This window comes from Kineothrix alysoides, assembly GCF_000732725.1.
GTDB lineage: Bacteria > Bacillota > Clostridia > Lachnospirales > Lachnospiraceae > Kineothrix > Kineothrix alysoides.
The window spans coordinates 19,025-45,674 of record NZ_JPNB01000002.1 but is presented as its reverse complement, the minus strand read 5'-3'; the positions used below and the strand labels follow the sequence as shown (position 1 = coordinate 45,674).

Genomic DNA, 26,650 nt, shown 5'->3' with positions numbered 1-26,650 from the left:
GTGTGCAGCGCTGCCTAAACGCCGCATCCGTGCGGCGTTTTCCCTGGGTGCCTAGGGTTTCCTTAAGAAAATGCAAGCCGCGCACTGACGGAACTGAAACCTAATCCACCGAAGAAAGGCTCCGGAAGGCCGTGAAGAAGGACGTGATAATGCGGAGGTATTGGCTTCGCAGTTTGATGTTTAAGGATGGGTGAGTTTTACGAAAAAAGTGTTGGCTCGGACACTGGATGCCTGATGGAAGGCATTGTGACCGAGCCGAATGTATTTGTGGAGTTAAAGTATATGAGGTATATTCATATGCGTTATTTGTTATATAATTTGTTTGTTATGTAATAGGAAATGTACCTATTACATAACAAATGGATACGTAGTTACGCGTGCGAAACAAAAAATGTGCTGCCCAAATGCTTGGGGTTGAGAGTGCGCGGAGCACATTTTTATTTTTATTGTGTTCTCACACCGTCTACTGTTTGCTGGATAATGCTGACCATAATATCCTTGGTTAGCTGGCCGGAGACGTAGCCGAAGACGTTTCCGGCCTTGTCGATCATGAAGGTGGTAGGGTAGGCGTTTATTCCGTAAGCATACGCCATCTTGCCGTCGGTATCCATAGCTACCGGATACTCATAGCCGTTTTCCTCCAGGAAAGCTGCAATTTCTTCTGCAGTGCCTTCCCGGCCTACCTCAGGGGAAGCGATGCCGAGTATGATAACGTCGCCGGTATTCTCCCCGTAATCTTCATAAAGCTCTTGGATTTCGGGCATTTCTGCGCGGCAGGGAGGACACCAGGTCGCCCAGAAGTTAAGAAAGACTGTCTTGCCCTTGTAATCAGAGAGGGTATGCACATTGCCATATTGGTCCGTAAGGGTGAAATCGGGAGCAGGGAATGTATCCGTGCCGGCTTCGCTTTCATCAGTAGTTTCATCAGTAGTATTATTGTCTGCGGCATCTGTATTGTTAGTGACATTAGTGCCATTATTTCCGTTATTATTATTTGAATCGTCGTTTGTATTCGCGGTATCATTGTCTGTATTATTTCCAGCACTTTCGTCAGAAGCGTTTATACTGCTTTCGGCAGAGGTGCCGGTGATACCTGACAAATAGCTGCTAAAGCCGTTCATCCAGCCGGTAAACATCATGACACCGATAAGAATCATGAGAATACCTCCGATTTTCGTCGTATACTTCACCACTTGCCGGTGTTTCTTGAAGAAATCCAACAAAGAGCCGGTGAAAATACCTACGCCCATAAACGGGAGAACAAAGCCCAGGGTGTATACTCCGATTAAGAGAAAGCCTGTAGCTGCCGATGCTGCCGATGCCGACATGATCAGCACGCTGGCAAGAGCAGGGCCTACGCAGGGCGTCCATGCGAAGCTGAAGGTAAATCCCATAATGAGGGCGGTCAGGGGATTCATGGCGAGGCTATCCGGTTGAAAATGAAAGCGCCGCTCTTTTCCCATTGCGGGGTTTCCGAAGAATCCTAACTGGGAAAGGCCGAAGAGGACTACGATAATGCCCCCGATCCGGGTAAACCATGTCTGGTAATCGTGGAAAAAACGTCCGATAGTCGTGAAGCCCAGCCCTAATAAGAAGAAGGAAAAGCTGATTCCGATTACGAAGAATAAGGTGTTGAGCATTACTTTGCTTTGTTTATAGCGGATATTGCCGTTTTCGTCCGTAGTCTTGGCGCCGCCGGATAAATAGCCGATATAAAGCGGGATGAGCGGCAGAACACAGGGGGAGAAGAAGCTGATTAATCCTTGAATAAATACAGTAGCTGCGGGGATGCTTGTTTCAATTGATAAGTTCATGTATTACCTCCGTTTGCTGTAATAGTTGAAATGCAGTTTCCTTTTTATTACTTCGGTTCGCAAGATTTATCGATGGAAAGTGCGCCGAAGATTTCATCGTCTATGTTATTTATGGCTATGCTCTTCAGGCGCTCCTTGCAAAGGGTGTCCAAGTCTTCATAGATATTATCCAGCACTTGTCCCATGCCGGAGGCAATAAGGCAATCCATGTCAACGTTCCCGCTTTTCCACGAAGAGGAGACAAATTTGAAGTCCAAGGCCTCACTGACTTGATAAAGGGAGATATTCTCAGGACTTACCTCCAGATGATAGCCGCCGTCCAAACCTTCTTTTGTGGAAACGAGTCCGGCATTCTTAAGTTTTACCATGATTTTACGTATTCTTGCCGGATTAGTGCATACATTTTTGGCAAGCTCTGCGCTGGACAGGGTACAGGCCTTCCGGTTCAGAAAGACGAGGGTATGCACTGCTATACAGAATTCACTGTTCATGACTTGGCCTCCTTACTATAATATTGAAGCAGTAAAAAAAGATGTATCATATATACTGTAATTATAATTGTTTCAGTTTATATGTCAAGTATTATTATTTCTAAATATGGGAGTATCCGGCGGGAAGAATAAAAGGCGTTACAGTTAGATAAGTTTTTCTATTGACAATAGCCATGATTGGAACATAATGGTACTTGAAAAGCTCTATATAGGGAGGAAAAAATATGACAACCTTTGAAATAACAAATCTTGTGAAAAACTTTGGAAAGTTCACTGCTTTGGACGGTGTGAACATGTCCGCGAAGCCGGGAGAGGTTCATGCTTTTCTGGGTCCTAACGGCTCCGGAAAAACGACAACGATCCGCTGTCTGCTTGCGATTCTCAAGGCTACATCGGGAACGGTAACGCTGTTCGGGCAGGACGCGTGGAAAAATGCAGTGGAGTTACATAAGAAGATTGCCTTTGTGCCCGGAGATGTGAACCTCTGGCCGAATTTAACGGGCGGCGAGGTAATAGATTTGTTCTTGTCGATGCGCCGGGCCGGGCAGACGGATAAAGTGCGGTTAGAGCGCCTCAAGGAACAGTTCGAATTGGATCCCGGCAAAAAATGCCGTACCTATTCCAAGGGTAACCGCCAGAAGGTAGCGCTTATCGCGGCCCTCGCCTCCGATGCGGAGCTGTTTGTTCTCGATGAGCCCACCAGCGGTTTGGACCCTCTTATGGAAAAGGTGTTTCAAGACCGTATAGGTGAACTTAAGAAGGAGGGAAGGACGGTGCTGCTGTCCAGCCATATTATGAGCGAGGTCGAGAAGCTGGCGGATACGGTGAGCATTATCCGCGAAGGAAAAATCGTGGCGGGCGGCTCAATGTCTCAAATTGCAGAAAAGGCAGGAGGAAAGACGCTGGAGGAATTCTTTCTCAGTGAATACGAAGGGGGGAGAGGGATATGAGGTCTATTTACGGCTTCGGACGATACTTTCGCTTCCTCCTTCGCAGAGAACGGGCGATGAGTGCGGTATGGATCGTCTGCGTGGCGGGGTCTGCCCTTTTGTTCGCCGGAATGTATCCTGGGCTGTTTCCCGACAAGGAGTCCATGCTTACGATGGCGACCACGATGAACACTCCTGCTATGGTAGCGCTGATGGGGCCCGTTTACGGTCTGGAATCCATGACGACAGCTGTCATTATGGCGCAGGAGTGTTTGATATGGTTTGTGATGGCGGTAGCGATTATGAATATTTTTTTCGTGAATAGGCATACCCGGGTGGATGAGGAGCTGGGACGGCATGAAATGCTCCGCGCCCTTCCCGTAGGACGGTTAACGGGGGCGGTGACAACTCTGTTCGGCGCGTTTGCTTTAAACGCCGTCATTTCCATAATAACGGCGCTTGGATTCATGATGCTGCATATTGAAGGAGTTACGGCAGCCGGCGCGTTTTCCTATTCTTTGTCCATGGGCGTGCAGGGATTTCTCTTCGCCGCTCTTACCTTGCTTGCGGCGCAGCTGTTCTCCACTTCGCGCGGGGTGACGGGCAGTGTGTTCGCACTTCTCGGTCTTTTCTATACTATGAGAATGTCCGGTGACATGGCGGGCAATGCTTTAAGCATAATTTCTCCTTTGGGGCTGGGACTTCGCGTATACGCCTTTTATGAAGATAACTTCGTGCCTATCCTGATATTGCTTCTGGAAGCAGTTGTCACCGGGACAGCAGCGCTTCTTATCTGTGCCGGCAGAGACCTTGGTGAGGGGATATTGCCTGCCCGTAAAGGGCGAGAGCATGCTTCGCGCTTTCTGCGCGGTGAGCTGGGGCTGGCATGGAGACTCTCCAGAGGAACGATATTCGCATGGGGGCTTGGCCTGTTTGCCCTTGGGGCCTCTTACGGCTCGGTGCTGGGGCAGATTGATGCCTTTGTAAATGATAACGAAATGATCCAGAAGATACTTAACACGGTAGGAAGCTACGACATCACTAACAACTATATTGTGCTGATACTAGCCATCGGGGCTATTCTTTCGTCCGTTCCCGTAATGCTTCTGGCGGGCAGGATTCATGCCGAGGAAAAGCACGGGCGGTTAGAGCAGCTCTTTGCTAAAGCTGTTCCCCGAATGAAAATGTTTCTCGCTTACATCACACTTGCGCTTTTAGAAAGTTTTTTAAGCCTTTTCTTGCTGACCCTGGGTCTTTTTACGGCGGCATGGAGTACAGGGGCGGTGGAATTAGGCCCGCTCTTAAAGGCGGGATTTGCATATCTGCCGGCGTTGTGGGTAATGCTTAGTTTGAGCGTTCTGCTGGTGGGAGCTTTTCCCAGGCTGACCGCACTGGTATGGGTGGTATTTTCCTATTCCTTCCTTATGATGTATTTCGGAAGGCTGTTCGATTTGCCTGAATGGGTGCACAAGCTTTCTCCCTTCGGAAACGTTCCTCAGCTTCCGGTTCAGGAATTCCGGCTGGAGCCGTTAATTGTAATGGCTGCTCTGTCGTTGATTTTGGGAGCGATTGGTGTTGTGCGGTACGGACGCAGAGACATTGGATAAAACTTGATAAAAATATCATATTTCTTATCGTTGCAAAATGAAAAACCCTATGATATAATAGGAACGCTGGTAATGATAAAAAATTAACAATCATTGCAATCAACACTCATTCTGCTTCGGCAGACACATTATTGTATGGAGGAAGAAACAATGGGAAAAAAGGTAGTTTTAGCAGGCGCTTGCCGTACGGCTATAGGAACTATGGGCGGAAGTCTCAGTACAACACCGGCAGCAGAGCTTGGTGCAATTGTAATTAAAGAAGCTTTAAACAGAGCAGGCGTTGCTCCGGAAGCAGTTGATCAGGTATATATGGGATGCGTTATTCAGGCAGGTCTTGGACAGAACGTAGCTCGTCAGGCGACTATCAAAGCAGGATTGCCGGTAGAGGTTCCCGCAGTAACCATTAACGTAGTATGCGGTTCAGGACTTAACTGTGTCAATATGGCGGCACAGATGATTATGGCAGGAGATGCGGACATCGTTGTTGCAGGCGGTATGGAAAACATGTCTTTGGCTCCCTACGCACTTCCTCAGGCGCGTTTCGGATATAGAATGAACAATGGAACTTTAGTGGACACTATGGTAAATGACGCTCTTTGGGATGCGTTCAACAGTTACCACATGATTCAGACAGCGGACAATATCTGCTCAGAATGGGGCCTCACAAGAGAAGAATTGGATGAGTTCGCATTAAAGAGCCAGCAGAAGGCGGAAGCAGCTCAGGCAGCAGGCGCATTCGATAAAGAAATCGTACCCGTTATGGTAAAGAAGAAAAAAGAAATGGTTGAATTCAAAGTAGATGAAGGCCCTCGTGCAGGATCTACGATAGATGCTCTTGCAAAGCTTCGCGGTATCAATAAAGATGGCTTTGTAACGGCAGGAAACGCTTCCGGAATCAATGACGGCGCGGCAGCGGTCGTCGTTATGAGCGAAGAAAAAGCGAAAGAATTAGGCGTTAAGCCCATGGCTACCTTCGTAGCAGGAGCTCTTGCAGGCGTAAGGCCTGAGGTTATGGGAATCGGCCCCGTTGCTGCAACCCAGAAAGTCATGGCAAAAACCGGCCTGAAGATTGAAGATTTCGATATTATCGAAGCAAACGAGGCTTTTGCCGCACAGTCCGTAGCGGTAGGAAGAGACTTAGGCATCGACGTAGATAAGCAGCTCAACCCTAACGGCGGAGCTATCGCATTGGGACACCCGGTAGGAGCTTCAGGCTGCCGTATCTTAGTTACTCTGCTTCATGAAATGGAAGCGAAGAATGCGAAAACCGGTCTTGCTACACTTTGCATCGGCGGTGGCATGGGATGCGCTACTGTCGTAACGAGAGAGTAAGATTTAATAGTTAAAAATAAGATAAGCAGACTAATCGAGATGTCCCAGACAATCTCCGGTCTGCTTATCGGACTGTATTCGGATGAAAAAACAGGCGATTTGCTAAGCGGCAGGAGGAAAATGCCTAATGCCAGGCTGCAGATGACCTATTTAATAAAAAACCTAATAATGAGAAGAAAAGGAGTATTGAAGATGGAATTTATCGTATATGAACAGAAAGATGCCGTTGGTATTATTACCATCAGCCGTGAAAAGGCTTTGAACGCATTAAACAGCATCGTTCTTGAAGAACTGGACAAAACCTTGGACGCTGTTAATTTGGACGAAGTAAGATGCCTTATTTTGACAGGTGCAGGACAGAAGTCTTTCGTAGCCGGTGCGGATATCGGAGAGATGAGCTCACTCACAAAAGCACAGGGTGAAGCCTTTGGCAAAAAAGGAAACGACGTATTCCGCAAGCTGGAGACCTTCCCGATTCCTGTCATTGCAGCGATTAACGGATTCGCGCTGGGCGGAGGATGTGAGATTTCCATGAGCTGCGATATTAGAATCTGTTCCGACAACGCAGTGTTCGGACAGCCGGAAGTGGGCCTTGGAATTACACCGGGCTTTGGCGGAACACAGAGACTTGCCCGTTTGGTAGGCGCAGGCATGGCGAAGCAGATGATATATACCGCAAGAAATATCAAAGCGGACGAAGCACTCAGAATCGGTCTTGTAAATGCTGTTTACACTCAGGAAGAATTGATGCCGGCAGCAGAAAAAATGGCAGCAGGCATTGCGAAGAACGCTCCAATAGCTGTTCGTAACTGCAAAAAAGCAATTAACGACGGTTTGGACGTAGATATGGATGAAGCAATCGTAATCGAAGAGAAGTTATTCGGTGACTGCTTCGAATCCTATGATCAGAAGGAAGGTATGACAGCTTTCTTGGAAAAGAGAAAAGTAGAGCAGTTCCTTAACAAGTAAAATACCTCCCGGTAAATTAAGCAGTATTTACCTTGGGTATTTGCCCCTATGGGCAGTTACCGGATGGACATGCAAGCATACCCGTTTGGCGCTATGCCTTCGTGAGAGTAATAAGGCATAGAAGCAACTTAATTAGGTATTGATGGACTTCCGCATAGCGTAAGGCGGCAGCTCACATAAATCATATAAATATAAATCAGGAGGAAATAAGATGAAAGTAGGTATTATTGGTGCTGGTACAATGGGCGCAGGTATTGCACAGGCTTTTGCCCAGACAGAAGGATATGAAGTATTTCTTTGTGACATCAACGAAGAATTCGCAGCAAACGGCAAGAACAGAATTGCAAAAGGTTTCGCGAAACGTGTTGAAAAAGGTAAAATGGAACAGGCTGCAGCGGACGCTATTCTCGCTAAGATCACAACAGGAGTGAAAACGATTTGTACGGATTGTGATTTAGTAGTAGAAGCAGCTTTAGAGGTTATGGATATTAAGAAACAAACATTTAAGGAGCTTCAGGATATTTGCAAAAAAGATTGTGTTTTTGCAACCAATACCTCCTCTCTTTCCATTACAGAAATCGGTGCAGGACTGGACAGACCGGTTATCGGTATGCACTTTTTCAATCCGGCTCCTGTTATGAAGCTGGTAGAAGTGATTGCAGGCCTTAATACACCCGACGAAGTAGTTGATAAAATCAAAGCGATTTCCGAAGAAATCGGCAAGACTCCGGTACAGGTAAACGAGGCAGCAGGCTTTGTTGTAAACAGAATCCTTATTCCGATGATCAACGAAGCGATTGGTATCTATGCAGAAGGCGTTGCCAGCGTAGAAGGTATCGACAATGCGATGAAACTGGGCGCAAACCATCCTATGGGACCTTTGGCTCTTGGAGATTTGGTTGGCCTTGACATCGTGCTGGCTATCATGGAAGTTCTTCAGAACGAAACCGGTGATTCCAAATACCGTCCTCATCCGCTTCTCAAGAAAATGGTTCGCGGCGGACAGCTCGGTATGAAGACCGGAAAAGGCTTCTACGATTATTCTAAATAAAAAACAGGTGTTATGAAATCACTTTGTGAGACCGCATTGTGATCAATCATTTCATATCATAGGAAAAACTTTGCTGTTTAAATTTTTTAATTAAAACTTTATGGAGGAAATAAAAACATGGATTTTATGTTAAGTAAACAACATGAAATGGCAAGAGCTCTTTTCAGAGAATTCGCTGAAACAGAAGTTAAGCCGTTAGCACAAGAAGTAGATGAAACAGAAACGTTTCCCAGAGAAACCGTTGAGAAAATGGCAAAGGCAGGCTTTCTCGGCATTCCGATACCGAAGGAGTACGGCGGTCAGGGCTGCGATATATTGACATATGCTATGTGTGTAGAAGAACTTTCCAAGGTTTGCGGAACTACAGGCGTTATCGTTTCCGCACATACCTCTCTTTGCTGCGATCCTATCCTGACATATGGTACGCAGGAGCAGAAGCAGAAATATCTGCCGGCTCTTGCAAAAGGCGAGAAATTAGGCGCTTTCGGTCTGACCGAGCCCGGAGCTGGTACCGATGCACAGGGACAGCAGACAAAGGCTGTTCTCGACGGCGACGAGTGGGTACTTAACGGCTCCAAGATTTTCATCACCAACGGTAAAGAAGCCGATATTTATATTATCATTGCAGTAACCAGCGTTTCCACCGATGCAAAAGGCAGAAGTAAGAAAATCATTTCCGCTTTCATCGTAGAAAAAGGAACTCCCGGCTTCTCCTTCGGTACGAAGGAAAAGAAAATGGGTATCCGCGGCTCATCCACCTATGAATTGATATTCACAGACTGCAGAATTCCTAAGGAAAATATCTTAGGTGCGGAAGGAAAGGGCTTCGGCATCGCTATGCACACGCTGGACGGCGGACGTATCGGTATTGCCGCTCAGGCGCTGGGCCTTGCAGAAGGCGCTTTGGAAAGAACGATCGAGTATGTAAAGGAAAGAAAACAGTTCGGCAGATCGATTGCTGCTTTCCAGAATACGCAGTTCCAGCTTGCTGATATGGATACGAAGACGGAGGCTGCTCAGCTGCTCGTTTACAAGGCTGCTAAAGCAAAAGAGACCCAGAAAAATTATTCCGTAGAAGCAGCAAAGGCGAAATTGTATGCAGCAGAAGTTGCTATGGAAGTTACGACCAAGGCTGTACAGCTTCACGGCGGTTACGGCTACACGAGAGAATATGACGTAGAGCGTATGATGCGTGATGCTAAGATTACCGAGATTTACGAAGGAACCTCCGAAGTTCAGAAAATGGTAATTTCCGGCGCAATACTGAAATAGTAATGACATGAGTGTTATATACTCATTAAGCAAATGAAAATGAATGAAAACATAAGGAGTGGAAATACAATGAAAATTGTTGTTTGTATTAAACAGGTACCCGATACAAAGGGCGGCGTTAAATTCAATCCCGATGGAACGCTGGACAGAGGTGCTATGCTTACTATCATGAATCCCGATGATAAAGCAGGACTTGAAGCAGCTCTTAGATTAAAGGATCAGTATGGCGCGGAAGTAACCGCAATTACTATGGGCCTTCCCAAGGCGGAAGAAGTACTTCGCGAAGCGATGGCTATGGGTGCGGATAAAGGCGTTCTCGTAACAGATAGAGTTCTCGGCGGCGCGGACACATGGGCGACCTCTCAGACACTTGCAGGAGCAATCCGTAATTTGGAATATGATTTGATTATTACAGGCCGTCAGGCTATTGACGGAGATACCGCACAGGTTGGACCGCAGATTTCCGAGCACTTGGGAATCCCGGTAATCTCTTATGCGCAGGATATTAAGATCGAAGGCGACAGCGTAGTAGTAGAGCGCCAGTACGATGACAGATATCACGTATTAAAGGCTAAAATGCCTTGCCTGATCACAGCTCTTGCTGAATTGAATGAAGCTCGTTACATGACTCCGGGCGGAATCTTCGACGCATATAATGCGGAGATAACCGTATGGGGAAGAAATGATTTGGTGGATGTAGAGGATTCCAACCTCGGACTTAAGGGTTCACCTACACAGATCGCCAGAGCATCGGACAGAGTGAGAAAGGGTGTGGGAGCGAAGGTTGCTCTCGATCCTACGGAATCTGTAGACTACATTATGGAAAGATTAAAAGAGAAACACATCATTTAATAAATCAAAGGAAAAGCGTGGTGAATAAGAATGAATATAGCAGAATATAAAGGAGTATTTGTCTTTGCACAGCAGGTAGATAACGAGCTTAGCGGTATCGCTTTGGAACTGGTGGGCAAGGGTAAAGAGCTTGCAAAAGATTTAGGAACTGAAGTTACGGCTGTTTTGGTAGGAAGCGGTGTGAAAGCGCTTGCGGACGAACTTGCAGCTTACGGCGCGGATAAGGTTATTCTTGTGGATGATCCTGAGCTTAAAGAATACAGAACAGAGCCTTACACACATGCACTGGCTTCTGTTATCGAGAAATATAAACCGGAAATCTTCTTAGTTGGCGCTACCGCTATCGGACGCGATCTCGGTCCCCGCGTGTCCGCAAGAGTGCATACCGGACTTACGGCAGACTGTACAAGACTTGAAATCGGCGATTTCCCGATTAACCCTATTCCGGGAAGAGAGCAGTTGCACAACCAGCTTCTCATGACACGTCCCGCTTTCGGAGGCAATACCATCGCTACGATTGCATGTCCGGAATTCCGTCCTCAGATGGCAACGGTTCGCCCCGGCGTTATGCAGAAGGCTCGTAAGGATGAGAATGCGAAAGCCGTTATTGAAGAGTTCAATCCCGGCTTTACACCTAACAATAACTATGTTGAAATTCTCGATATAGTAAAAGCTGTTGCTGAGACGGAAGACATTATGGATGCGAAGATTCTCGTTTCCGGCGGCCGTGGTGTTTGCAGCGCAGAGAATTTCAAAATGCTGGAAGACCTCGCAGATGTACTGGGTGCTACAGTAAGCTGCTCCCGTGCGGCTGTTGATTCCGGATGGAAGCCTAAGGATCTTCAGGTAGGCCAGACCGGTAAGACCGTTCGCCCTAACCTGTACTTTGCAATCGGTATTTCCGGAGCGATTCAGCATTTGGCAGGTATGGAAGAATCCGACGTCATCATTGCTATCAACAAAGACGAGACAGCTCCTATCTTCGATGTAGCTGATTATGGTATTGTCGGAGACTTGAACAAAATTGTTCCTGCACTTACGGAGAGATTGAAAGCAGAGTTCGCTGCTAATAAATAATTGCAGTAAAGATGATAAAATAGTAATAAATGCAGTGATGAAATAATAACGAAAGCCGATGCGGTGCCATGTGATGGATGCTGCATCGGCTTTTGTAATGTGTGGATAGCTTTTCTTTGGTATATTCCTTTCACTTGTTTATTATATTTATAGTAAGCCGGGATCCTGCTGTAAGGAAGAAGCAATAGTGAATAATCTACTGTGAAGAGAATAAAAAGAAGAGAGCAAAGAGAAGAGAATAAAAAGAAGATAGTAGAGGGAAAAGGGTAAAAAGAAGAGAGCAGAGAGAAGAAGATAAAGTGAAGAGAAGAAAGTAAAAAGAAGAAGGTAAAGAAAAGAAATCAAAGAGAAGAACATAAAAAAAATAATTATGAAGGATTTAATGCAAAAATTTCTTTAATATAGTATAGAAGGTATGGAAATGACCATATTATTTCATGAATTTTTGGAACAATTCCTGCAAAACCCAATATTACGAATAACATCACTATTAATAACAAGTGTTATATTAGTGAATGGATGGACGGATGCGCCGAATGCCATCGTCACTTGTGTATCTACAAAGGCGATGGACTTAGAAGGGGCCATACGGATGGCAGCGGTCTTTAATTTTGCAGGAATGCTTTTTATGACTATGTTCAATTCCAAGGTGGCCTTTACTATTTATTATATTGCGGACTTTGGAGCAGATTCCAAGTTGGCGTTAGCTGCTCTTTGTGCGGCTATGACCTCTATTGTTCTGTGGGCGGCCGCAGCGTGGTGCTTCGGCATACCGACCAGCGAAAGCCATGCGTTGATTGCAGGGATCTCAGGGGCAGCCATCGCCTTACATAACGGCGTTGCGGGTATCAGCAGAGCGGAATGGATGAAGGTTCTGTACGGCTTGCTGCTGTCCGTTATATGCGGCTTAGCCATGGGATATATATGCGGTAAAGCGGTAGACTTGTGGGCGGCAGGGCGATGGAAGGAGAAGGATTTTGATAAGGCCCAAATAGCCGGTGCGGCAGCAATGGCATTTATGCACGGTGCACAGGACGGGCAGAAATTCATGGCAGTTTTTATGCTGGGAATCTGTCTTGCCGGCAAAAGGGCGGGAAGTACAGACTTTGAGATACCCTTTTGGATGATGCTCCTATGCAGCGGGGTTATGGCGGCGGGAACCTCTATAGGCGGGAAACGTATTATCAGAACGGTAGGAAATGACATGGTGAAATTAGAAAAGCCGCAGGGCTTCGCGTCGGATATCGCAGGAGCAGTATGTCTGTTTTTCTCAAGCCTGTTTGGCATACCCGTTTCCACTACTCACATAAAAACTACAGCGATGATGGGAGTAGGGGCAGCGCAGGATATATCCGGCGTAAACAAAAAAGTTGTGGAACGGATGATCATTACATGGATTCTTACATTTCCCGGATGCGGAGTAATTGGATACCTGACAGCAAAGCTGTTCATAGCGGTAGTATGAATCCGGTTGAATATCGTCTCAGTCTCCAGGCTGCATAAAAGAAAAGGGCGTAGCAGTTAAAAACTACTACGCCATAAAGTCTAATTTTCAGGTGTCGCCTCACAATAGTGATGCGGCTTTCTTTTATGATGTGCTTAGAAGTATTCTATGTATTAAGAAAAGATTTTAACATTCTTTTTCATTAAATCCGTGACAGTTTTATCGATGGTATCGAGCAAAGCGATGACCTTTTTCGAGTCATCCTCCGCATGTGAAAGAAGCCGTTTCGCTTCCTGTTCCTCACCATTTCTGATAAGACTGATAATCTTTTCGCCTGAATCATGCAAATCCTTGTGAATAGGAGCAATTTTTTTCCAGTCCTCCGAAATAGCAGGGTGGTCAACCTTTATCGTATGATAAAAATGTCCGAATTCACATTTTTTGGAATTAGTCTGTAAAGGAACCGCTTTCATGTTTTCTGTCATGCTCGCAAGCTTTGCCACCCAGTTCTCATGAGCCTTTTTTGCCTTAGCAATAGTGGCATGGAAGTCTTCGTTGGTAACCGCGTGCCTGCCGCTGCGCAGACCTTCATATAGCTGTGCGGAAACGAGAGAGAGCTTATCATCGATGGCGGAAATGTTTTTCGAGAAAGCAACACTTGCATCCGCATCGTTATGAATGTTCTGTGTCATCATTGCAAGCATCTCCGCATTTTTGCTGGAGGTCTCCATAGCCTTATTGATATTCGCAGCAGAGTATTTGATACCTTGCATGGATTGATTGATATCCGATACGCTTACAACAACGCCGTTCAACATATCGATATTGTTGTTGACCGTCTGGGAAACCAAATCGATTTTCTCATCCATCTGTGTGGTAGAGGCAAGGGTGCGTTCAATGCTGAGCTTTCCGTCATTGGCAGCGCTGTGAATTTCAGCTACAAATTTCTGCATGCCGCTTAAATTTTGCTTTGTATCGTCCGCCAGCGTGCGCACTTCGTCTGCAACGACAGCGAAACCCTTGCCATGCTCTCCCGCTCTGGCGGCTTCAATAGCAGCATTTAAGGCGAGCAGGTTGGTCTGATTGGCGATACTCTGAACACTTACTACTATTTTTTCCACTTCGTCTGCGAGAGTTACCAATTGAGTAATCTTTTTGTTCATGTCGTTAGTATCTTGAATTACGTTTTCCTTTAACGCGCTTACTTCTTGGAGTATCTGAGTGCTATCGTTATTTTTAGCAGCCAGGGAAGAGGACTCTTCCGAAAGGCGTTCTAACGTATGAGCGGTATCGTCGATCGTATTGTTTACCTCATTCATTGCGGAGGTAGTCTCTTCCACAATAGCGAGGTTGGATTCACTTAAGTCAGCCAATTCCTTAGCGAAGTGGAGCAGTTCATCTGACATAAATGTCATTTCCACATCGAAGGAACTGATGGAGGTGGCAATTTCCAACACCTGTTTGGTGGCATCGGACATACGGCGTTCATTTTGCAGCAGCTTATCAAAATGATTTATGATAGTACTGTGTAGCGGATAAGTGCTTTGCGGACAAGGGGCAGTATCTATGCCGTTTATGGTATTTTCTACATATTCAGAAACACAAATCATTTCTGCGCAAGAACCCTTCTTTTTAAACATCTGTAGTACCTCCAATTTTATTTTTATCGTATTATGTCAAGTATATCAATTTGGCAAGAGATGGTCAATAATTTGTTAGGGGCGTAACCATGAGTAATTTCACGGTTTACAAAGAGTAAAAAGAATGGTACAAAAGTAGTAGACTTTAAGAAGAAGGTGGAATTGTGGCTAAGAATAAAGAAATTAAGACAAACGCGATGCGTATTCTGGAAAAAAACAAGTTAGAATACACACATTATACGTATGAATGCGAGGAATTCATCGATGGACTGCAAATAGCCGATCTCCTGGGATTTCCTTATGAGAAGGTTTATAAAACGTTGGTGGCTGTGGGCACCAGTAAGAACTACTTCGTATTTGTTATTCCCATTGCAAAAGAGCTGGATTTGAAAAAGGCAGCGAAAGCGGTAGGAGAAAAGTCGATGCAGATGGTTCATGTAAAGGATATCAACGATGTGACCGGTTATATAAGGGGAGGCTGTACGGCAATCGGAATGAAGAAACAATATGTAACGAAGGTAGATATATCTGCGGAGGGATTAGAGCGAATAATTGTCAGCGGCGGAAGGCTGGGGTCCCAAATGGAACTTGCGCCGGAAGATTTGCTAAAGGCAGCTCACGCACAATATGCCGATATTACAGTATAAGCATAGAAATAAGTAAAGAAAAGAGAAAACAGACGTATGACGGATAAGAAGAATATTATGGAATATGAAACGGTTGCCTTGGACGACAATGAGACTTCCGTGGTAATTATCGACCAAACGCTGCTTCCCGGAAGGACGCAGTTAATTCATTTAAAGACAGCAGAGGAGATATGGGATGCCATTTATTTGTTGAAGGTGCGCGGAGCGCCTGCAATCGGCGTGGCAGCCGCTTTCGGTATTTACATACTCGCGAAAGGAATCGATACGCAGGACTACGCGGCTTTCTATAAGGAGCTTGTGAAACAGAAGGAATATCTGAACTCCTCCAGACCTACTGCTGTTAATCTGTCGTGGGCACTTAACCGCATGGAGGAAGTGTGCCGGACGAATGAAAAATTACCGGTAGCTCTGATAAAGGAGAAGCTGAGGGAGGAAGCCATAGCCATCAAGGAAGAAGATATATGGGTATGTAAAAAAATCGGGGAATATGGCCTTGACCTTGTAAAGCCGGGGGATGGTATACTGACTCACTGCAACGCCGGACAATTGGCGACGAGTAAATACGGTACTGCTACCGCTCCAATTTATCTGGGGCAGGAAAGGGGTTATAATTTTCACGTGTTTGCCGACGAAACGAGACCGCTGCTGCAGGGAGCGAGACTGACCGCCTATGAGCTGCAGTCCTCGGGAGTGGATGTGACCCTTATCTGTGACAATATGTCGGCAGCCGTTATGCGAAACGGATGGATAAACGCTGTTTTTGTAGGCTGTGACCGGGTAGCCGCGAATGGAGATGTTGCCAATAAAATAGGAACCTCGGTTGTGGCAGCGGTTGCGAAACGCTACAATATCCCGTTTTATGTCTGCGCGCCTACCTCTACGATTGACAGAAATACGAAGACGGGAGACGACATCCATATTGAACAGCGCCCGGCGGAGGAAGTGACGGAAATGTGGTATAAGGAGAGACTGACCCCGGAAGGAGTAAAGGTATTCAATCCCGCTTTCGATGTGACGGACCATGAGCTGATTACCGCTATCGTTACCGAGTACGGCATTGCAAGAGCTCCTTTCGCACAATCCTTGCAGGAGATTTTTGAAAAAAGCAGAGAAATGAAGAACAAAAATAAATAAAGGACAAAAAGTAATAGAAGTAAATAAAATCTATAAGGTATAAGTCGGAGCACAAGAAAAAGTAAGTAAAAGATAAGGGAAAAGAAGGGCAAGAGATATGACATATATGACCCAAAAGCAGGCCAAAAAGGCGATTGTTGAAATCGGACAGCGTATGTATGTGCGCAATTTCGTGGCGGCTAACGATGGTAACATTTCTATAAAGACGGGAGACAATGAAGTATGGGCGACGCCCACAGGGGTTTCCAAGGGCTTTATGAAGAAAAAGATGCTTGTGAAGGTAGACCTTGACGGAAATGTTCTTGAGGGAACATACAAGCCATCTTCCGAATTGAAAATGCATCTTCGTGCTTATAAGGAGAATTCCGATATCCTCTCGGTCTGCCATGCACATCCGCCTATCTGCACATGCTTTGCCATCGCGGGAATTCCGCTGGATGCGCCGGTACTGGCGGAAGCGATAATTACGCTGGGAGATGTGCCGATAGCTCCTTATGCAGAGCTGGGCACTAACGAGGTGCCGGAGGTGATAGCACCTTACTGCCATACACATAACGGAGTACTTCTGGCGAACCATGGAGCCGTAACGTGGGCAGAGGACGCATTTTCTGCGTACTATCGTTTGGAGTCTATGGAATACTATGCGAAAATACTTTTGATTACCGACAAGATTCTGGAGAAGCAAAATAAGCTCGGTGAGGAACAAATCGACAGGCTTCTTTCCATGCGGGAGAAATTTGGAATAAAACGAGGCGGCAGACCTATTAGATGAGAAGCTTTTATAGAAGAGAAAAGGCATGTCAAATCGTAGTATATTCATCGATAAAAATAACAGCAGCATCCTTCCCCGACTTCTCCTTATCAAGCTGAGAGAGCAGTTTGGCAGGTGCTGCTGTTATTAATTACAGAAACTAATATTCCATTGTTTTTTCTTCTCCGTTCATTACACGCAGAGCGCCTTGAACGAGAGCCAGAAGCTCATCTTCACCGGGATAGATAGTAACGGGAGCGATAAAGCCTGCTCTTTCCGTTAAGCGATCAGTTACCCCTTTGTTATATGCGATACCGCCGGTCATAATAATCTGGTCTACCTTACCGTTCAAAACGCAGGCCATAGAACCTATATCTTTGGCAACCTGAAGGAGGAACGCTTCGCGGACCAAAGTGGCTTCCTTGTCGCCCTTTTGTACACTGGTCTCAACATCCCGCATATCGTTAGTGCCAAGATATGCATTGAAACCGCCGCCGCCGACCAGCTTTTTATATACTTCCTTTTCCGTATATTGCCCTGAGAAACACATTTTAACGAGCGCGCCGGAGGGTACTGCACCGGCTCTTTCCGGTGAAAAAGCGCCGTCTCCGTCCAGAGCGTTGAAGATATCGACTACTTTCCCTTTCTCATGTGCACCTACAGAAACACCTCCGCCCATATGTACCACGATAAGATTCAAGGAATCATAGGATTTTCCTATTTCCTTCGCATAACGCTTTGCTACCGCTTTCTGGTTCAGCGCATGGAATACGCTGGTACGGGGAAGCTCGGGAACTCCGGAATATCTGGCGATAGGCATGAGCTCGTCCACCACTACGGGGTCTACGATATAAGAGGGAAGGCTCAGAGAATCGCCAATCTCCCTTGCGAGAATACCGCCCAGATTGGAAGCGTGTTCGCCCTGCTTCCCAATCATAAGATCATGCAGCAGCTCGTCGGTTACTGCATACGTACCGCTGGGAATCGGCTTTAGCATACCGCCCCGCCCTACGATGACTTTTAACGATTTCATGTCGAAATTCTTCTTTTCCATTAAATCGAGAATGATCTTTTTCCTGAAATCCTTCTGATCTACGATAGAAGAATACTGTGAGATTTCCTCAGTGGTGTGTCTCAGTGTTTCCTCGAAAAGCAGGGTCTCATCTTCGAACACGCCGATTTTTGTTGAGGTAGAGCCGGGATTGATAATTAAGCTTTTTATTGACATAGCCAAGTCTCCTTATTCTATAATCGATTAATTTTGATACTATTTTAAAAATTCTGCAACGACGGCACCAAGGGCCAGTGAGTTGACCTTTACCTCCATGGAATCGGAACGGGAGGTTAATATAACCGGTGCCTTTGTACCCGTTAAAATATTGCCGTTCTTAAGGTTTGCGGTATGAACCATCGCCTTATATACGAGATTACCGGCATGTATGTCGGGGAAAAGCAAAATATCAGCATCGCCTTGAATCTGTCTGTCGGTGGCACCCTTATGCTTTGCGGCCTCCGCATCGATGGCCAGATCCAGAGAAAGAGGACCGTCAACGATACAGCCGGTAATTTTGCCGTCCTTATTCATCTGAGTCAGCTCAGCAGCCTCCACAGTAGCGGGCATTTTAGGATTTACAACCTCAACTGCGGCGAGAGGAGCTACTTTAGGGCACTCTATGCCGCATGCCTTAGTAATTTCCAATGTATTATTGATGATACTTACTTTGTCGTCCAAGGTCGGATAAGGAATGAACGCCACGTCCGTCAAAAACAACAGGTGGTCGATTCCTTCCACATCGAATACACATACATGCGATAAAGCCTTGCCGGTGCGAAGACCGACCTCTTTATCCAGCACGCTTTTTAAGAAATTCTTCGTGTCGATCAAACCTTTCATATACATGTCGGCGCTGCCGTCATGAACGAGCTTTACTGCGGTCAGGGAAGCTTCAATATCGTCTGCCACATGCACCAGCTCGAAATCATCGATATTGATTCCCGACGCTTTTGCAACATCCTTAATTTTGACTTCATCGCCTACCAGAATAGCATCCGCAATTTTTCTGTCTTTCGCAGCCCTTACCGCTTCTAATACAGCGGAGTCCTGCGCAACTGCAACAGAAACCTTTTTCATGGGAATTTCAGTTACTTTGGAGATTAACTCATCAAACGTTTTACTCATTTGTTCACACCTCATATTTTAATTTATCGATAGGACATATCTAATCGTTAAAATAATAACACTTCTTATGTTTAAGGTCAAGGCACGTAATCAGGAAGAAACACAAAAAGTGCCAAGATAATACATTGACTTTTGAAATATAGATATATATAAATAGGGAGATGTGGAGAGATTCACAGCCACTCAAATAAATATTGGAAATCAGAGGAGAAAGGTTGAAAAAAATGCACTTTTAACCTTCTTGATTTGTACGCCCCCCAAAGCGGGCAGATAGGAGCAAAATGAAATTTAAAAAATTAATCGGATATTGCTTTACCGATAGCCTGGGAGACATGAAAGCCGAGGATGTCAGAGCGCTGGATGGAGTAAACATAGCCTTTGGCTTAATCGGGAAAGGAGAGATTTATTGGAAGGAAAAGAATGGAAAGAGAGATATTGCAAGGTTAAAGGAAATAAATCCGAAGCTTAAGATCGTATTGTCCGTAGGCGGTTGGGCGGCAGATGGATTTTCCCAGGCAGCGGAAACGGAAGAAGGGCGGACGAAATTTGCCGAATCAGCGGCACGTCTTATAGAGGAATACGGCTTTGACGGAATCGATATCGATTGGGAGTACCCTTGCTCTGATAAAGCGGGGATTCGGGCGATTCCTGAGGATAAGGGGAACTTCACCCTGCTGCTTAAAGCACTGAGAAGCAGACTGGATACTTTTGGAGAATATAAGCTGCTTTCTATTGCCGCAGGAGCGCTGAGTTCTTATGTGGAACATACACAGATGAAGGAAGTTGCCGGCATTTTGGATTATGTGCAGCTTATGACCTATGATTTGTACGGCGAGTGGGACAGCGTGACTGGACACCATGCAGGCTTATATTCCGGCGCAGGAGAAGGAGCCAGCAGCGACGCAGCAGTCCGGCTTTTTGCATCTGCCGGCGTACCCTTTGAAAAGCTGGTAATGGGAGCCGCCTTCTACAGCCGCGAGTGGAAAGGTGTTCAGAATTCGAAGCCCGGGAGCCCGGCAAAGAAAGGCGGTCAGACTCATACCTATGACATCATAGTGGAATATCTGGAAACCGGAAAGAAAAATTATAAAAAATTGTGGGATGATGAGGCCAAAGCTGTCTATTTGTATAACGGCGACCAGTTCGTGTCCTATGAAGACGAACGAGCATTACAATACAAAGCAGAATACGTGAAAGAAAAGAATATGTACGGGATGATGTACTGGGAATACAGCCTGGATAAAACCTACAGCCTGACACAGTTTTTACGTAAACAACTGGATAAGTAATAAAGTTACTGTTCACACAGCAGCTTAACACTTGCTGTTAAGCTGCGTAAGAACGTGATTCGAGAGATGATTTCTGCTTCGCGAAGCGAATTTAAATGCAGAAATCATGAGTTACTGTGAACGGAGTGAACAGTAACGTAATAAAAAGTTTATAAACTATTAACAGATACAATAGTTGAATATGAGTTTTAAATCTGTTACAATAAACAGTGGATTTTTTTGTAATAAATATTAAGGTACCCTGTTTTGAGTGCCGGATGGTATGGGAGTTTGACTATGAATATTGTTAATAAGGTTTTTGGAACTCACAGTGAGAGGGAATTAAAGAGAATAGAAGGCATCGCGGATAATATCGAGAGCTTAAGACCCTCCATGAAAGAGCTGTCTGATGAGCAACTGAGAGAAAAGACAAAAGAGTACAAAAAGCGTTTACAAGACGGAGAGACGTTGGACGACCTTCTGCCGGAAGCTTTTGCCACTGTCAGAGAAGCAGCGAAGAGAGTACTTAATATGGAGCATTACCGCGTGCAGCTTATCGGCGGTATGATTTTGCACCAGGGACGTATTGCCGAGATGAAGACCGGTGAAGGTAAGACCTTGGTTTCCACTCTGCCCGCTTATTTGGAAGCTTTGGCAGGAAAAGGTGTACATGTGGTAACCGTCAACGATTATCTGGCGAAGCGTGATGCCGAGTGGATGGGACAGGTACACGAATTTTTGGGACTTAAGGTCGGCGTGGTCTTGAATGATATGAAGCCCGAAGAACGCAGGGAAGCTTATAATTGCGATATCACGTATGTGACGAACAACGAGCTCGGCTTTGATTACTTAAGAGATAACATGGTTATATATAAAGAACAGCTTGTACTTCGCGATCTGCATTATGCGATTATCGATGAGGTGGACTCCGTTCTCGTCGATGAAGCGAGAACACCCCTCATTATTTCCGGTCAGAGCGGCAAGTCCACCAAGCTGTATGAAGCATGCGATGTCCTCGCGAGACAGCTTACCCGCGGTGAGGATATGGCGGACCTTACGAAGATGGATGCCATTATGGGCATAGAGAGAGAAGAGACCGGAGATTTCATCGTTAATGAGAAGGACAAGATCGTTAACCTGACAGCAGAAGGTGTTGCCAAGGTAGAACGCTTTTTCCAGATAGAAAATCTTGCGGATCCGGACAATCTGGAGATTCAGCATAATATTAACCTCGCCCTGAGAGCGCATAACCTTATGTTCAGAGATCAGGATTATGTGGTAAAGGACGATCAGGTTTTGATTGTAGATGAGTTTACCGGACGTATTATGGCAGGAAGACGTTATTCTGACGGTCTGCATCAGGCCATTGAGGCGAAAGAGCATGTAAAGGTCAAGAGAGAAAGCAAGACTCTTGCTACCATAACCTTCCAGAACTTCTTTAATAAGTTCGAGAAGAAAGCAGGTATGACCGGTACTGCTCTGACAGAGGAAAAGGAATTCCGCGATATTTACGGAATGGACGTTATCGAGATTCCGACGAACCAGCCGGTAATCAGGCTGGATTTGCAGGATGCCGTATATAAGACGAGAAAAGAGAAGCTGCACGCCATCGTAGAAGCGGTGGCAGCGGCTCATGAGAAGGGACAGCCGGTATTGGTCGGCACAATTACTATCGAAGCTTCGGAAGAACTAAGCAAGATGCTGACCAAGCGCGGAATTACCCATAAGGTGCTGAATGCCAAGTTCCATGAGCTGGAAGCGGAAATCGTTGCGGATGCAGGTATGCACGGAGCGGTTACCATTGCCACCAACATGGCAGGACGTGGTACGGATATTAAACTGGATGATGAAGCGAGAGCAGCAGGCGGTCTTAAGATCGTAGGTACGGAGCGTCATGAATCGAGACGTATCGATAATCAGCTTCGCGGTCGTTCCGGCCGTCAGGGAGACCCGGGCGAATCTAAGTTCTACATTTCGCTGGAAGATGAGTTAATGCGGTTGTTTGGCTCCGAGAGACTGATCAGCATGTTCAATGCTCTCGGCATTCCCGAGAATCAGGAAATTGAGCATAAGTCATTGACAAAAGCGATAGAATCCGCACAGAAGAAAATAGAGAACAACAACTTCGGTATCAGAAAGAACCTGTTGGAATACGATCAGGTTATGAACGAGCAGAGAGAGATCATATACGAAGAGAGACATCAGGTGCTAAGCGGACAGAGCATGCGCGATGCTATCTTCAAGATGATTACCGATATCGCTGAAAATGCCGTAGATATCAGTATCAGTGATGACGCGGACATTGATGATTGGAATTTTGCAGAATTAAATGCCTTGCTTTTGCCTACGATACCTCTCCGTCCTGTCAATACGGGAAGGGTATTAAAGCCGAAGAAGAACAGTTTAAAACAGCAGCTTAAGGAAGAAGCGGTAAAATTATATGAAAGCAAGGAGACGGAATTTCCCAATCCCGAAGCGATGCGTGAAATTGAACGCGTAATTTTACTGAAGGTAATCGATAGAAAATGGATGGATCATATTGATGATATGGAACAGCTCCGCCAGGGCGTAGGCTTGCAGGCTTACGCGCAGAGAGATCCTCTTGTGGAATACAAGCTTAACGGTTACGAGATGTTCGATGAGATGGCACAGAATATTAAGGAAGAAACGGTTCGTCTGCTGTTCCATGTAAGAATCGAGCAGAAGGTAGAGAGAGAACAGGTTGCGAAAGTAACAGGAACGAATAAAGACGATACCTTGCAGAAGGGCCCGGTAAAGCGTGAGACAGCAAAGGTATACCCAAATGATCCCTGCCCTTGCGGAAGCGGTAAGAAATATAAGCAGTGTTGCGGGCGCAAGTAAATACCTGTTTGAAAAAAAGATAGAAATGAAGGAAAGCGTGGTGAACGTTAAGTGGTAGAATTAGATCAGATGAAATTAGAATTGCAGACATATGAAAGTCCGCTTGCGGAAGTGAGGGATTCACTTTGACTTAGATAATAAGCAAAGGAGAATCGAAGAACTGGAAAGGGAAATGGAGGCTCCGGGATTTTGGGATGAGCCCGATATTTCCAACCGCAAGATGAAAGAGCTGAAAGGCTTAAAGGACGTAGTGGATACGATAAACGGATTGAAGAACCAGTACGAAGATATCGAGGCACTGATCGAGATGGGCTATGAGGAAGAGGACCCGGAGATGGCAGCGGAGATTCGCGGTGAGCTGGATACTTTTATAGATACCTTCGAAAGAATCCGCATCGATACCCTTCTGTCCGGCGAATATGACAAATACAACGCTATTTTAAAGCTGAATGCGGGCGCAGGCGGAACGGAGAGCTGCGATTGGTGCGGTATGCTCTACCGCATGTATACCAGATGGGCAGAGCGGAGAGGGTTCGCTATCGACGTATTGGATTATCTGGATGGTGATGAGGCTGGAATCAAATCTGTAACCTTTCAGGTAAGCGGAGAGAACGCTTATGGCTATTTGAAATCGGAGAAGGGTGTTCACCGCTTGGTGAGAATCTCCCCCTTCAATGCGCAGGGAAAGAGGCAGACCTCCTTCGTATCGCTGGATGTAATGCCCGATATCGAAGACGATTTGGATATAGAAATCAATGACGACGACCTTCGTATTGACACCTATCGAAGCAGCGGAGCAGGCGGACAGCATATCAATAAGACCTCATCGGCAATCCGCATCACGCATCTTCCCAGCGGAATTGTGGTACAGTGTCAAAATGAACGCTCTCAATTCCAGAACAAGGATAAAGCGATGCAGATGCTGAAGGCGAAACTGTATATGTTGAGGCAGGAAGAAAATGCAGAGAAACTTTCAGGCATTCGCGGCGAGGTAAAAGAAATCGGCTGGGGGAATCAGATACGCTCTTACGTACTGCAGCCTTATACGATGGTAAAGGATCATAGGACGGAAGAAGAATCCGGCAATGCGGACGGCGTGTTAGACGGTGCTCTGGACCCTTTCATCAACGCATATCTGAAATGGATAAGCACAGGAAAGAAAAATAAAGAACAATAAAAATGGACTCCTAAGAGTCCGCCATTAACTTATGAGAGGTCAGCAAGTGAAGCAATCACTTACTGACCTCTTGATTTAATGCTCGTGTATTATACCCGGAACTTCGCAATTTCTTCTGCTAAACGGTAAGTACTCTTTTTTGTTTTTGCCACGATTTCCTGTACTTCACTTGCCTTTTGGGTAGTATCGGAAATCCTGAGCGCAATGTCCGTAGTTCCTTCGGCGCCTTCATTCGCAGCAGTTGCAACTTCGCCGATTGCGCTTATGATGTTTTGAATAGCGGATAGCAGCACACTGGAGCTGGAGTAAAACTCTGATACCAATTCATCCACGTATTTCGCATCCTTACTGTAATGCTCGGCAACCTCCAGCAATACGGCGTAATCATTGACAACGTCCGTAGAAATATAGGAGAGCACGTCCTGCGCACATCCGGACAGGCGGTCGACAGAGCCTGTTACTCTGGAAGTAGTTTCCTGAATCTTTAGAACAGCATTTTTAGACTGTTCTGCCAGAACTCTGATTTCTTCTGCAACAACTGAAAATCCTTTTCCGGCCTCGCCCGCTCTGGCTGCTTCTATGGAGGCGTTCAACGCAAGAAGGTTCGTCTGCGCAGTAATCTGCATAATGGAATCGGAAAGTATATCTATTTCCTTAACAACCTTAGTAGCATTTAGGGCATCTTTTAAATTTTGCTGGGTAGTAGACAGTGCCTCTTTTGCCTTCAGTGTGGAAGCGATGACGTTTTCTTTGGTCTGGTTCGCTCTCCGGTTAATCTCTTCTGCCTCGGTCGCACCCTCTTGAGACCGTGCCGCTATCTGCTGAGCAGTATGCTCGATCTCCTGAGCAGTCGCAGACATTTCTTCAGAAGAAGCTGCAGTCTCTTCCATACCGGCAGATAATTCTTCGGTGGTGGCAGAAACATCCCCTATATTGTCGTAAAGAATATCGACATTTCCTACTACCTGATCCACATCATCTTCTATATATCTGGATTCTGTCTTAACCTGATTGATCAGATTTCGCAGGGCTTCCTGCATTTGTTGGATACCAACAGATATAATTCCTATTTCATCTTTCCTAAGAAGGTTGCTTTTCGTTATTTCCTGAGTGAAATCGCCTCCGGCAATGATGCGGATAGATGAATCAAGGGAATGAATCGGTTTAACAATCTGATGCGTTGCTCGTTCAATCGCAAATCCAATCAGAACAAGGGCGAAAACAAAAGTAATCAGGATATTGATTAATAACTGATTGAGGCTTTTTAAAGTTTCTTGTTCATTCACGGCAGTTACCACAGACCAGCTGGTACCGGGTATTGGGGCGAAATATGCAATTATTTTCTTGCCATTTATAGTATAGACAGAGGATGCTGATTCGCCGCTCGCGATATTGGTCTGAAGCTCATTCAGGCCGCTGCCTTCCAATTCACTTAGCTTTTTATTGATAATACTGTCATCTTGATGCGCAAGAATAGTACCGTCCTTATTGTTGACCAAATAAGCAAATCCTGTTTCACCATAGGAGATTTGCTTTATAAACTCTGTGATATTTTCTAAGCTGATATCACAAGCCAGGACACCACGAAAGTTTCCGGACGTATCATTGAGGAGCACACAACTGGATACCACCAGTTTATTCGTTATCATGTCGACATAGGGATCGGTGAAGGTAGCCGTTTGGGCAGCATTCCCAAGCGTATACCAATCACGTTGTCTGGGATCATAATCTGCCGGGGGTGTCCAGCCGGAACCGTCAATCATTACACCGTCCTTCGTGCCGATATAAATATCAGAGAAGTTGGGATTGCTTTTTAAAACCGCAGACAGATAGGATAGTTCATCTGCAGAAGACAAAGCGGCTTCCTCCAGAGTAGTCTTATTACTGTTGACTACCTGTAATTGTACATTCAACCAGCCTTCTATTTTATTGGCACTGGAATGGGCAGTTTCCAATAAAATCTCGTCCACATTTTTCAGAATCACTTGCCTGGCGAAAAAATAACCGATTCCGGAAATTACTGCTAATGACAATAGGATAATAGGGAGCAGAACCAGAAGCATTTTTAACTTTAAACTTTTCATAATAGTGTCCTCCTTTATTTTCATCTTTTGTTAAATGAGTTACTATATATTATAAAACAAGAACTCGGAA

Annotated in this window: 21 protein-coding genes; 15 read left to right on the top strand and 6 right to left on the bottom strand. The window is 45.6% G+C overall.

Going from position 1 to position 26,650, the window contains the following annotated elements; translation table 11 throughout:
• Window positions 1-443 precede the first annotated feature (443 nt).
• Complete coding sequence (locus tag CC90_RS0111155) at window positions 444-1,814, bottom strand: redoxin domain-containing protein (protein WP_031390852.1); 1,371 nt, start codon at window positions 1,812-1,814, stop codon at window positions 444-446.
• A gap of 47 nt (window positions 1,815-1,861) precedes the next feature.
• Window positions 1,862-2,305, bottom strand: a complete 444-nt coding sequence (locus CC90_RS0111150) for an RrF2 family transcriptional regulator (RefSeq protein ID WP_031390851.1) — start codon at window positions 2,303-2,305, stop codon at window positions 1,862-1,864.
• A gap of 224 nt (window positions 2,306-2,529) precedes the next feature.
• Between CC90_RS0111150 and CC90_RS0111145 the strand changes: the two genes are divergently transcribed.
• The 9 genes from CC90_RS0111145 to CC90_RS0111105 all read left to right on the top strand — a co-directional run bounded on the left by CC90_RS0111145 (window position 2,530) and on the right by CC90_RS0111105 (window position 12,859).
• On the top strand, window positions 2,530-3,255 hold the full coding sequence (locus CC90_RS0111145; protein WP_051869462.1) for an ABC transporter ATP-binding protein: 726 nt from the start codon (window positions 2,530-2,532) through the stop codon (window positions 3,253-3,255).
• A complete protein-coding gene (locus CC90_RS0111140) occupies window positions 3,252-4,841 on the top strand; it encodes an ABC transporter permease (RefSeq protein WP_031390849.1) in 1,590 nt (529 codons plus the stop codon). The genes CC90_RS0111145 and CC90_RS0111140 overlap by 4 nt, the downstream gene beginning before the upstream one ends.
• Before the next feature lie 150 nt (window positions 4,842-4,991).
• A complete protein-coding gene (locus CC90_RS0111135; protein ID WP_031390848.1) occupies window positions 4,992-6,173 on the top strand; it encodes an acetyl-CoA C-acetyltransferase in 1,182 nt (393 codons plus the stop codon).
• Window positions 6,174-6,365: 192 nt separating this feature from the next.
• Window positions 6,366-7,142, top strand: coding sequence for an enoyl-CoA hydratase-related protein (locus tag CC90_RS0111130; protein ID WP_031390847.1), 777 nt, complete (start codon window positions 6,366-6,368; stop codon window positions 7,140-7,142).
• Window positions 7,143-7,353: 211 nt separating this feature from the next.
• The gene (locus CC90_RS0111125; protein WP_031390846.1) at window positions 7,354-8,193 is read left to right on the top strand and encodes a 3-hydroxyacyl-CoA dehydrogenase NAD-binding domain-containing protein; all 840 of its coding nucleotides are present in this window, start codon (window positions 7,354-7,356) and stop codon (window positions 8,191-8,193) included.
• Between the two features lie 117 nt (window positions 8,194-8,310).
• Window positions 8,311-9,465 carry an acyl-CoA dehydrogenase gene (locus tag CC90_RS0111120; RefSeq protein ID WP_031390845.1) on the top strand — a complete coding sequence of 385 codons (1,155 nt, stop codon included), beginning with the start codon at window positions 8,311-8,313 and terminating at the stop codon, window positions 9,463-9,465.
• Between the two features lie 69 nt (window positions 9,466-9,534).
• Window positions 9,535-10,317, top strand: a complete 783-nt coding sequence (locus tag CC90_RS0111115; RefSeq protein ID WP_031390844.1) for an electron transfer flavoprotein subunit beta/FixA family protein — start codon at window positions 9,535-9,537, stop codon at window positions 10,315-10,317.
• 30 nt (window positions 10,318-10,347) lie between these two features.
• Window positions 10,348-11,394, top strand: coding sequence for an electron transfer flavoprotein subunit alpha/FixB family protein (locus CC90_RS0111110; protein WP_031390843.1), 1,047 nt, complete (start codon window positions 10,348-10,350; stop codon window positions 11,392-11,394).
• Window positions 11,395-11,815: 421 nt separating this feature from the next.
• Window positions 11,816-12,859 carry an inorganic phosphate transporter gene (locus tag CC90_RS0111105; RefSeq protein ID WP_031390842.1) on the top strand — a complete coding sequence of 348 codons (1,044 nt, stop codon included), beginning with the start codon at window positions 11,816-11,818 and terminating at the stop codon, window positions 12,857-12,859.
• Window positions 12,860-13,011: 152 nt separating this feature from the next.
• Here CC90_RS0111105 and CC90_RS0111100 read toward each other — a convergent pair whose 3' ends face one another.
• Window positions 13,012-14,478: a methyl-accepting chemotaxis protein gene (locus CC90_RS0111100; protein ID WP_031390841.1), complete on the bottom strand. Its 1,467-nt coding sequence runs from the start codon at window positions 14,476-14,478 to the stop codon at window positions 13,012-13,014.
• A 197-nt stretch (window positions 14,479-14,675) separates the two neighbouring features.
• Between CC90_RS0111100 and ybaK the strand changes: the two genes are divergently transcribed.
• The 3 genes from ybaK to CC90_RS0111085 all read left to right on the top strand — a co-directional run bounded on the left by ybaK (window position 14,676) and on the right by CC90_RS0111085 (window position 17,031).
• Window positions 14,676-15,125 carry a Cys-tRNA(Pro) deacylase gene (gene ybaK / locus CC90_RS0111095; protein ID WP_408606122.1) on the top strand — a complete coding sequence of 150 codons (450 nt, stop codon included), beginning with the start codon at window positions 14,676-14,678 and terminating at the stop codon, window positions 15,123-15,125.
• Between the two features lie 36 nt (window positions 15,126-15,161).
• Window positions 15,162-16,259, top strand: a complete 1,098-nt coding sequence (gene mtnA, locus CC90_RS0111090) for an S-methyl-5-thioribose-1-phosphate isomerase (RefSeq protein ID WP_031390839.1) — start codon at window positions 15,162-15,164, stop codon at window positions 16,257-16,259.
• Window positions 16,260-16,356: 97 nt separating this feature from the next.
• Entirely contained in the window at window positions 16,357-17,031 is a 675-nt protein-coding gene (locus CC90_RS0111085) for a class II aldolase/adducin family protein (RefSeq protein WP_051869460.1), read from the top strand.
• Between the two features lie 139 nt (window positions 17,032-17,170).
• On the opposite strand, the gene buk is transcribed toward CC90_RS0111085, so the two are convergent.
• Window positions 17,171-18,238 (bottom strand): butyrate kinase, encoded by a 1,068-nt coding sequence (gene buk / locus CC90_RS0111080; protein WP_031390837.1) that lies wholly within the window; start codon window positions 18,236-18,238, stop codon window positions 17,171-17,173.
• A 39-nt stretch (window positions 18,239-18,277) separates the two neighbouring features.
• Window positions 18,278-19,189: a phosphate butyryltransferase gene (ptb, locus tag CC90_RS0111075; protein ID WP_031390836.1), complete on the bottom strand. Its 912-nt coding sequence runs from the start codon at window positions 19,187-19,189 to the stop codon at window positions 18,278-18,280.
• 281 nt (window positions 19,190-19,470) lie between these two features.
• Here ptb and CC90_RS0111070 point away from each other — a divergent pair, with 281 nt between their 5' ends.
• From CC90_RS0111070 to prfB, 3 genes are all read left to right on the top strand, one after another.
• Window positions 19,471-20,478, top strand: coding sequence for a glycoside hydrolase family 18 protein (locus CC90_RS0111070; protein WP_031390835.1), 1,008 nt, complete (start codon window positions 19,471-19,473; stop codon window positions 20,476-20,478).
• Between the two features lie 276 nt (window positions 20,479-20,754).
• A complete protein-coding gene (gene secA, locus CC90_RS0111065) occupies window positions 20,755-23,319 on the top strand; it encodes a preprotein translocase subunit SecA (protein WP_031390834.1) in 2,565 nt (854 codons plus the stop codon).
• Window positions 23,320-23,370: 51 nt separating this feature from the next.
• Window positions 23,371-24,496, top strand: a protein-coding gene (gene prfB / locus CC90_RS0111060; RefSeq protein ID WP_108702640.1) for a peptide chain release factor 2 whose coding sequence is annotated in 2 segments (ribosomal slippage) — window positions 23,371-23,445 and window positions 23,447-24,496 — 1,125 coding nt in all. Because the reading frame shifts where the segments join, the coding sequence is not laid out codon by codon here.
• 89 nt (window positions 24,497-24,585) lie between these two features.
• Here the strand turns inward: prfB and CC90_RS0111055 are convergent.
• Complete coding sequence (locus CC90_RS0111055) at window positions 24,586-26,580, bottom strand: methyl-accepting chemotaxis protein (RefSeq protein WP_051869458.1); 1,995 nt, start codon at window positions 26,578-26,580, stop codon at window positions 24,586-24,588.
• Window positions 26,581-26,650: the final 70 nt, after the last annotated feature.

Excerpts from the sequence above, each read along its gene's own strand:
- ptb (WP_031390836.1), bottom strand. The coding sequence starts at position 19,189 with ATGAGTAAAACGTTTGATGAGTTAATCTCCAAAGTAACTGAAATTCCC.
- mtnA (WP_031390839.1), top strand. The coding sequence starts at position 15,162 with ATGACGGATAAGAAGAATATTATGGAATATGAAACGGTTGCCTTGGAC.
- CC90_RS0111115 (WP_031390844.1), top strand. The coding sequence starts at position 9,535 with ATGAAAATTGTTGTTTGTATTAAACAGGTACCCGATACAAAGGGCGGC.
- CC90_RS0111145 (WP_051869462.1), top strand. The coding sequence starts at position 2,530 with ATGACAACCTTTGAAATAACAAATCTTGTGAAAAACTTTGGAAAGTTC.
- CC90_RS0111130 (WP_031390847.1), top strand. The coding sequence starts at position 6,366 with ATGGAATTTATCGTATATGAACAGAAAGATGCCGTTGGTATTATTACC.
- secA (WP_031390834.1), top strand. The coding sequence starts at position 20,755 with ATGAATATTGTTAATAAGGTTTTTGGAACTCACAGTGAGAGGGAATTA.
- CC90_RS0111155 (WP_031390852.1), bottom strand. The coding sequence starts at position 1,814 with ATGAACTTATCAATTGAAACAAGCATCCCCGCAGCTACTGTATTTATT.
- CC90_RS0111085 (WP_051869460.1), top strand. The coding sequence starts at position 16,357 with ATGACATATATGACCCAAAAGCAGGCCAAAAAGGCGATTGTTGAAATC.
- CC90_RS0111100 (WP_031390841.1), bottom strand. The coding sequence starts at position 14,478 with ATGTTTAAAAAGAAGGGTTCTTGCGCAGAAATGATTTGTGTTTCTGAA.
- CC90_RS0111135 (WP_031390848.1), top strand. The coding sequence starts at position 4,992 with ATGGGAAAAAAGGTAGTTTTAGCAGGCGCTTGCCGTACGGCTATAGGA.
- ybaK (WP_408606122.1), top strand. The coding sequence starts at position 14,676 with ATGCGTATTCTGGAAAAAAACAAGTTAGAATACACACATTATACGTAT.
- CC90_RS0111110 (WP_031390843.1), top strand. The coding sequence starts at position 10,348 with ATGAATATAGCAGAATATAAAGGAGTATTTGTCTTTGCACAGCAGGTA.
- CC90_RS0111120 (WP_031390845.1), top strand. The coding sequence starts at position 8,311 with ATGGATTTTATGTTAAGTAAACAACATGAAATGGCAAGAGCTCTTTTC.
- CC90_RS0111150 (WP_031390851.1), bottom strand. The coding sequence starts at position 2,305 with ATGAACAGTGAATTCTGTATAGCAGTGCATACCCTCGTCTTTCTGAAC.
- buk (WP_031390837.1), bottom strand. The coding sequence starts at position 18,238 with ATGTCAATAAAAAGCTTAATTATCAATCCCGGCTCTACCTCAACAAAA.
- CC90_RS0111055 (WP_051869458.1), bottom strand. The coding sequence starts at position 26,580 with ATGAAAAGTTTAAAGTTAAAAATGCTTCTGGTTCTGCTCCCTATTATC.
- CC90_RS0111140 (WP_031390849.1), top strand. The coding sequence starts at position 3,252 with ATGAGGTCTATTTACGGCTTCGGACGATACTTTCGCTTCCTCCTTCGC.
- CC90_RS0111125 (WP_031390846.1), top strand. The coding sequence starts at position 7,354 with ATGAAAGTAGGTATTATTGGTGCTGGTACAATGGGCGCAGGTATTGCA.
- CC90_RS0111105 (WP_031390842.1), top strand. The coding sequence starts at position 11,816 with ATGACCATATTATTTCATGAATTTTTGGAACAATTCCTGCAAAACCCA.
- CC90_RS0111070 (WP_031390835.1), top strand. The coding sequence starts at position 19,471 with ATGAAATTTAAAAAATTAATCGGATATTGCTTTACCGATAGCCTGGGA.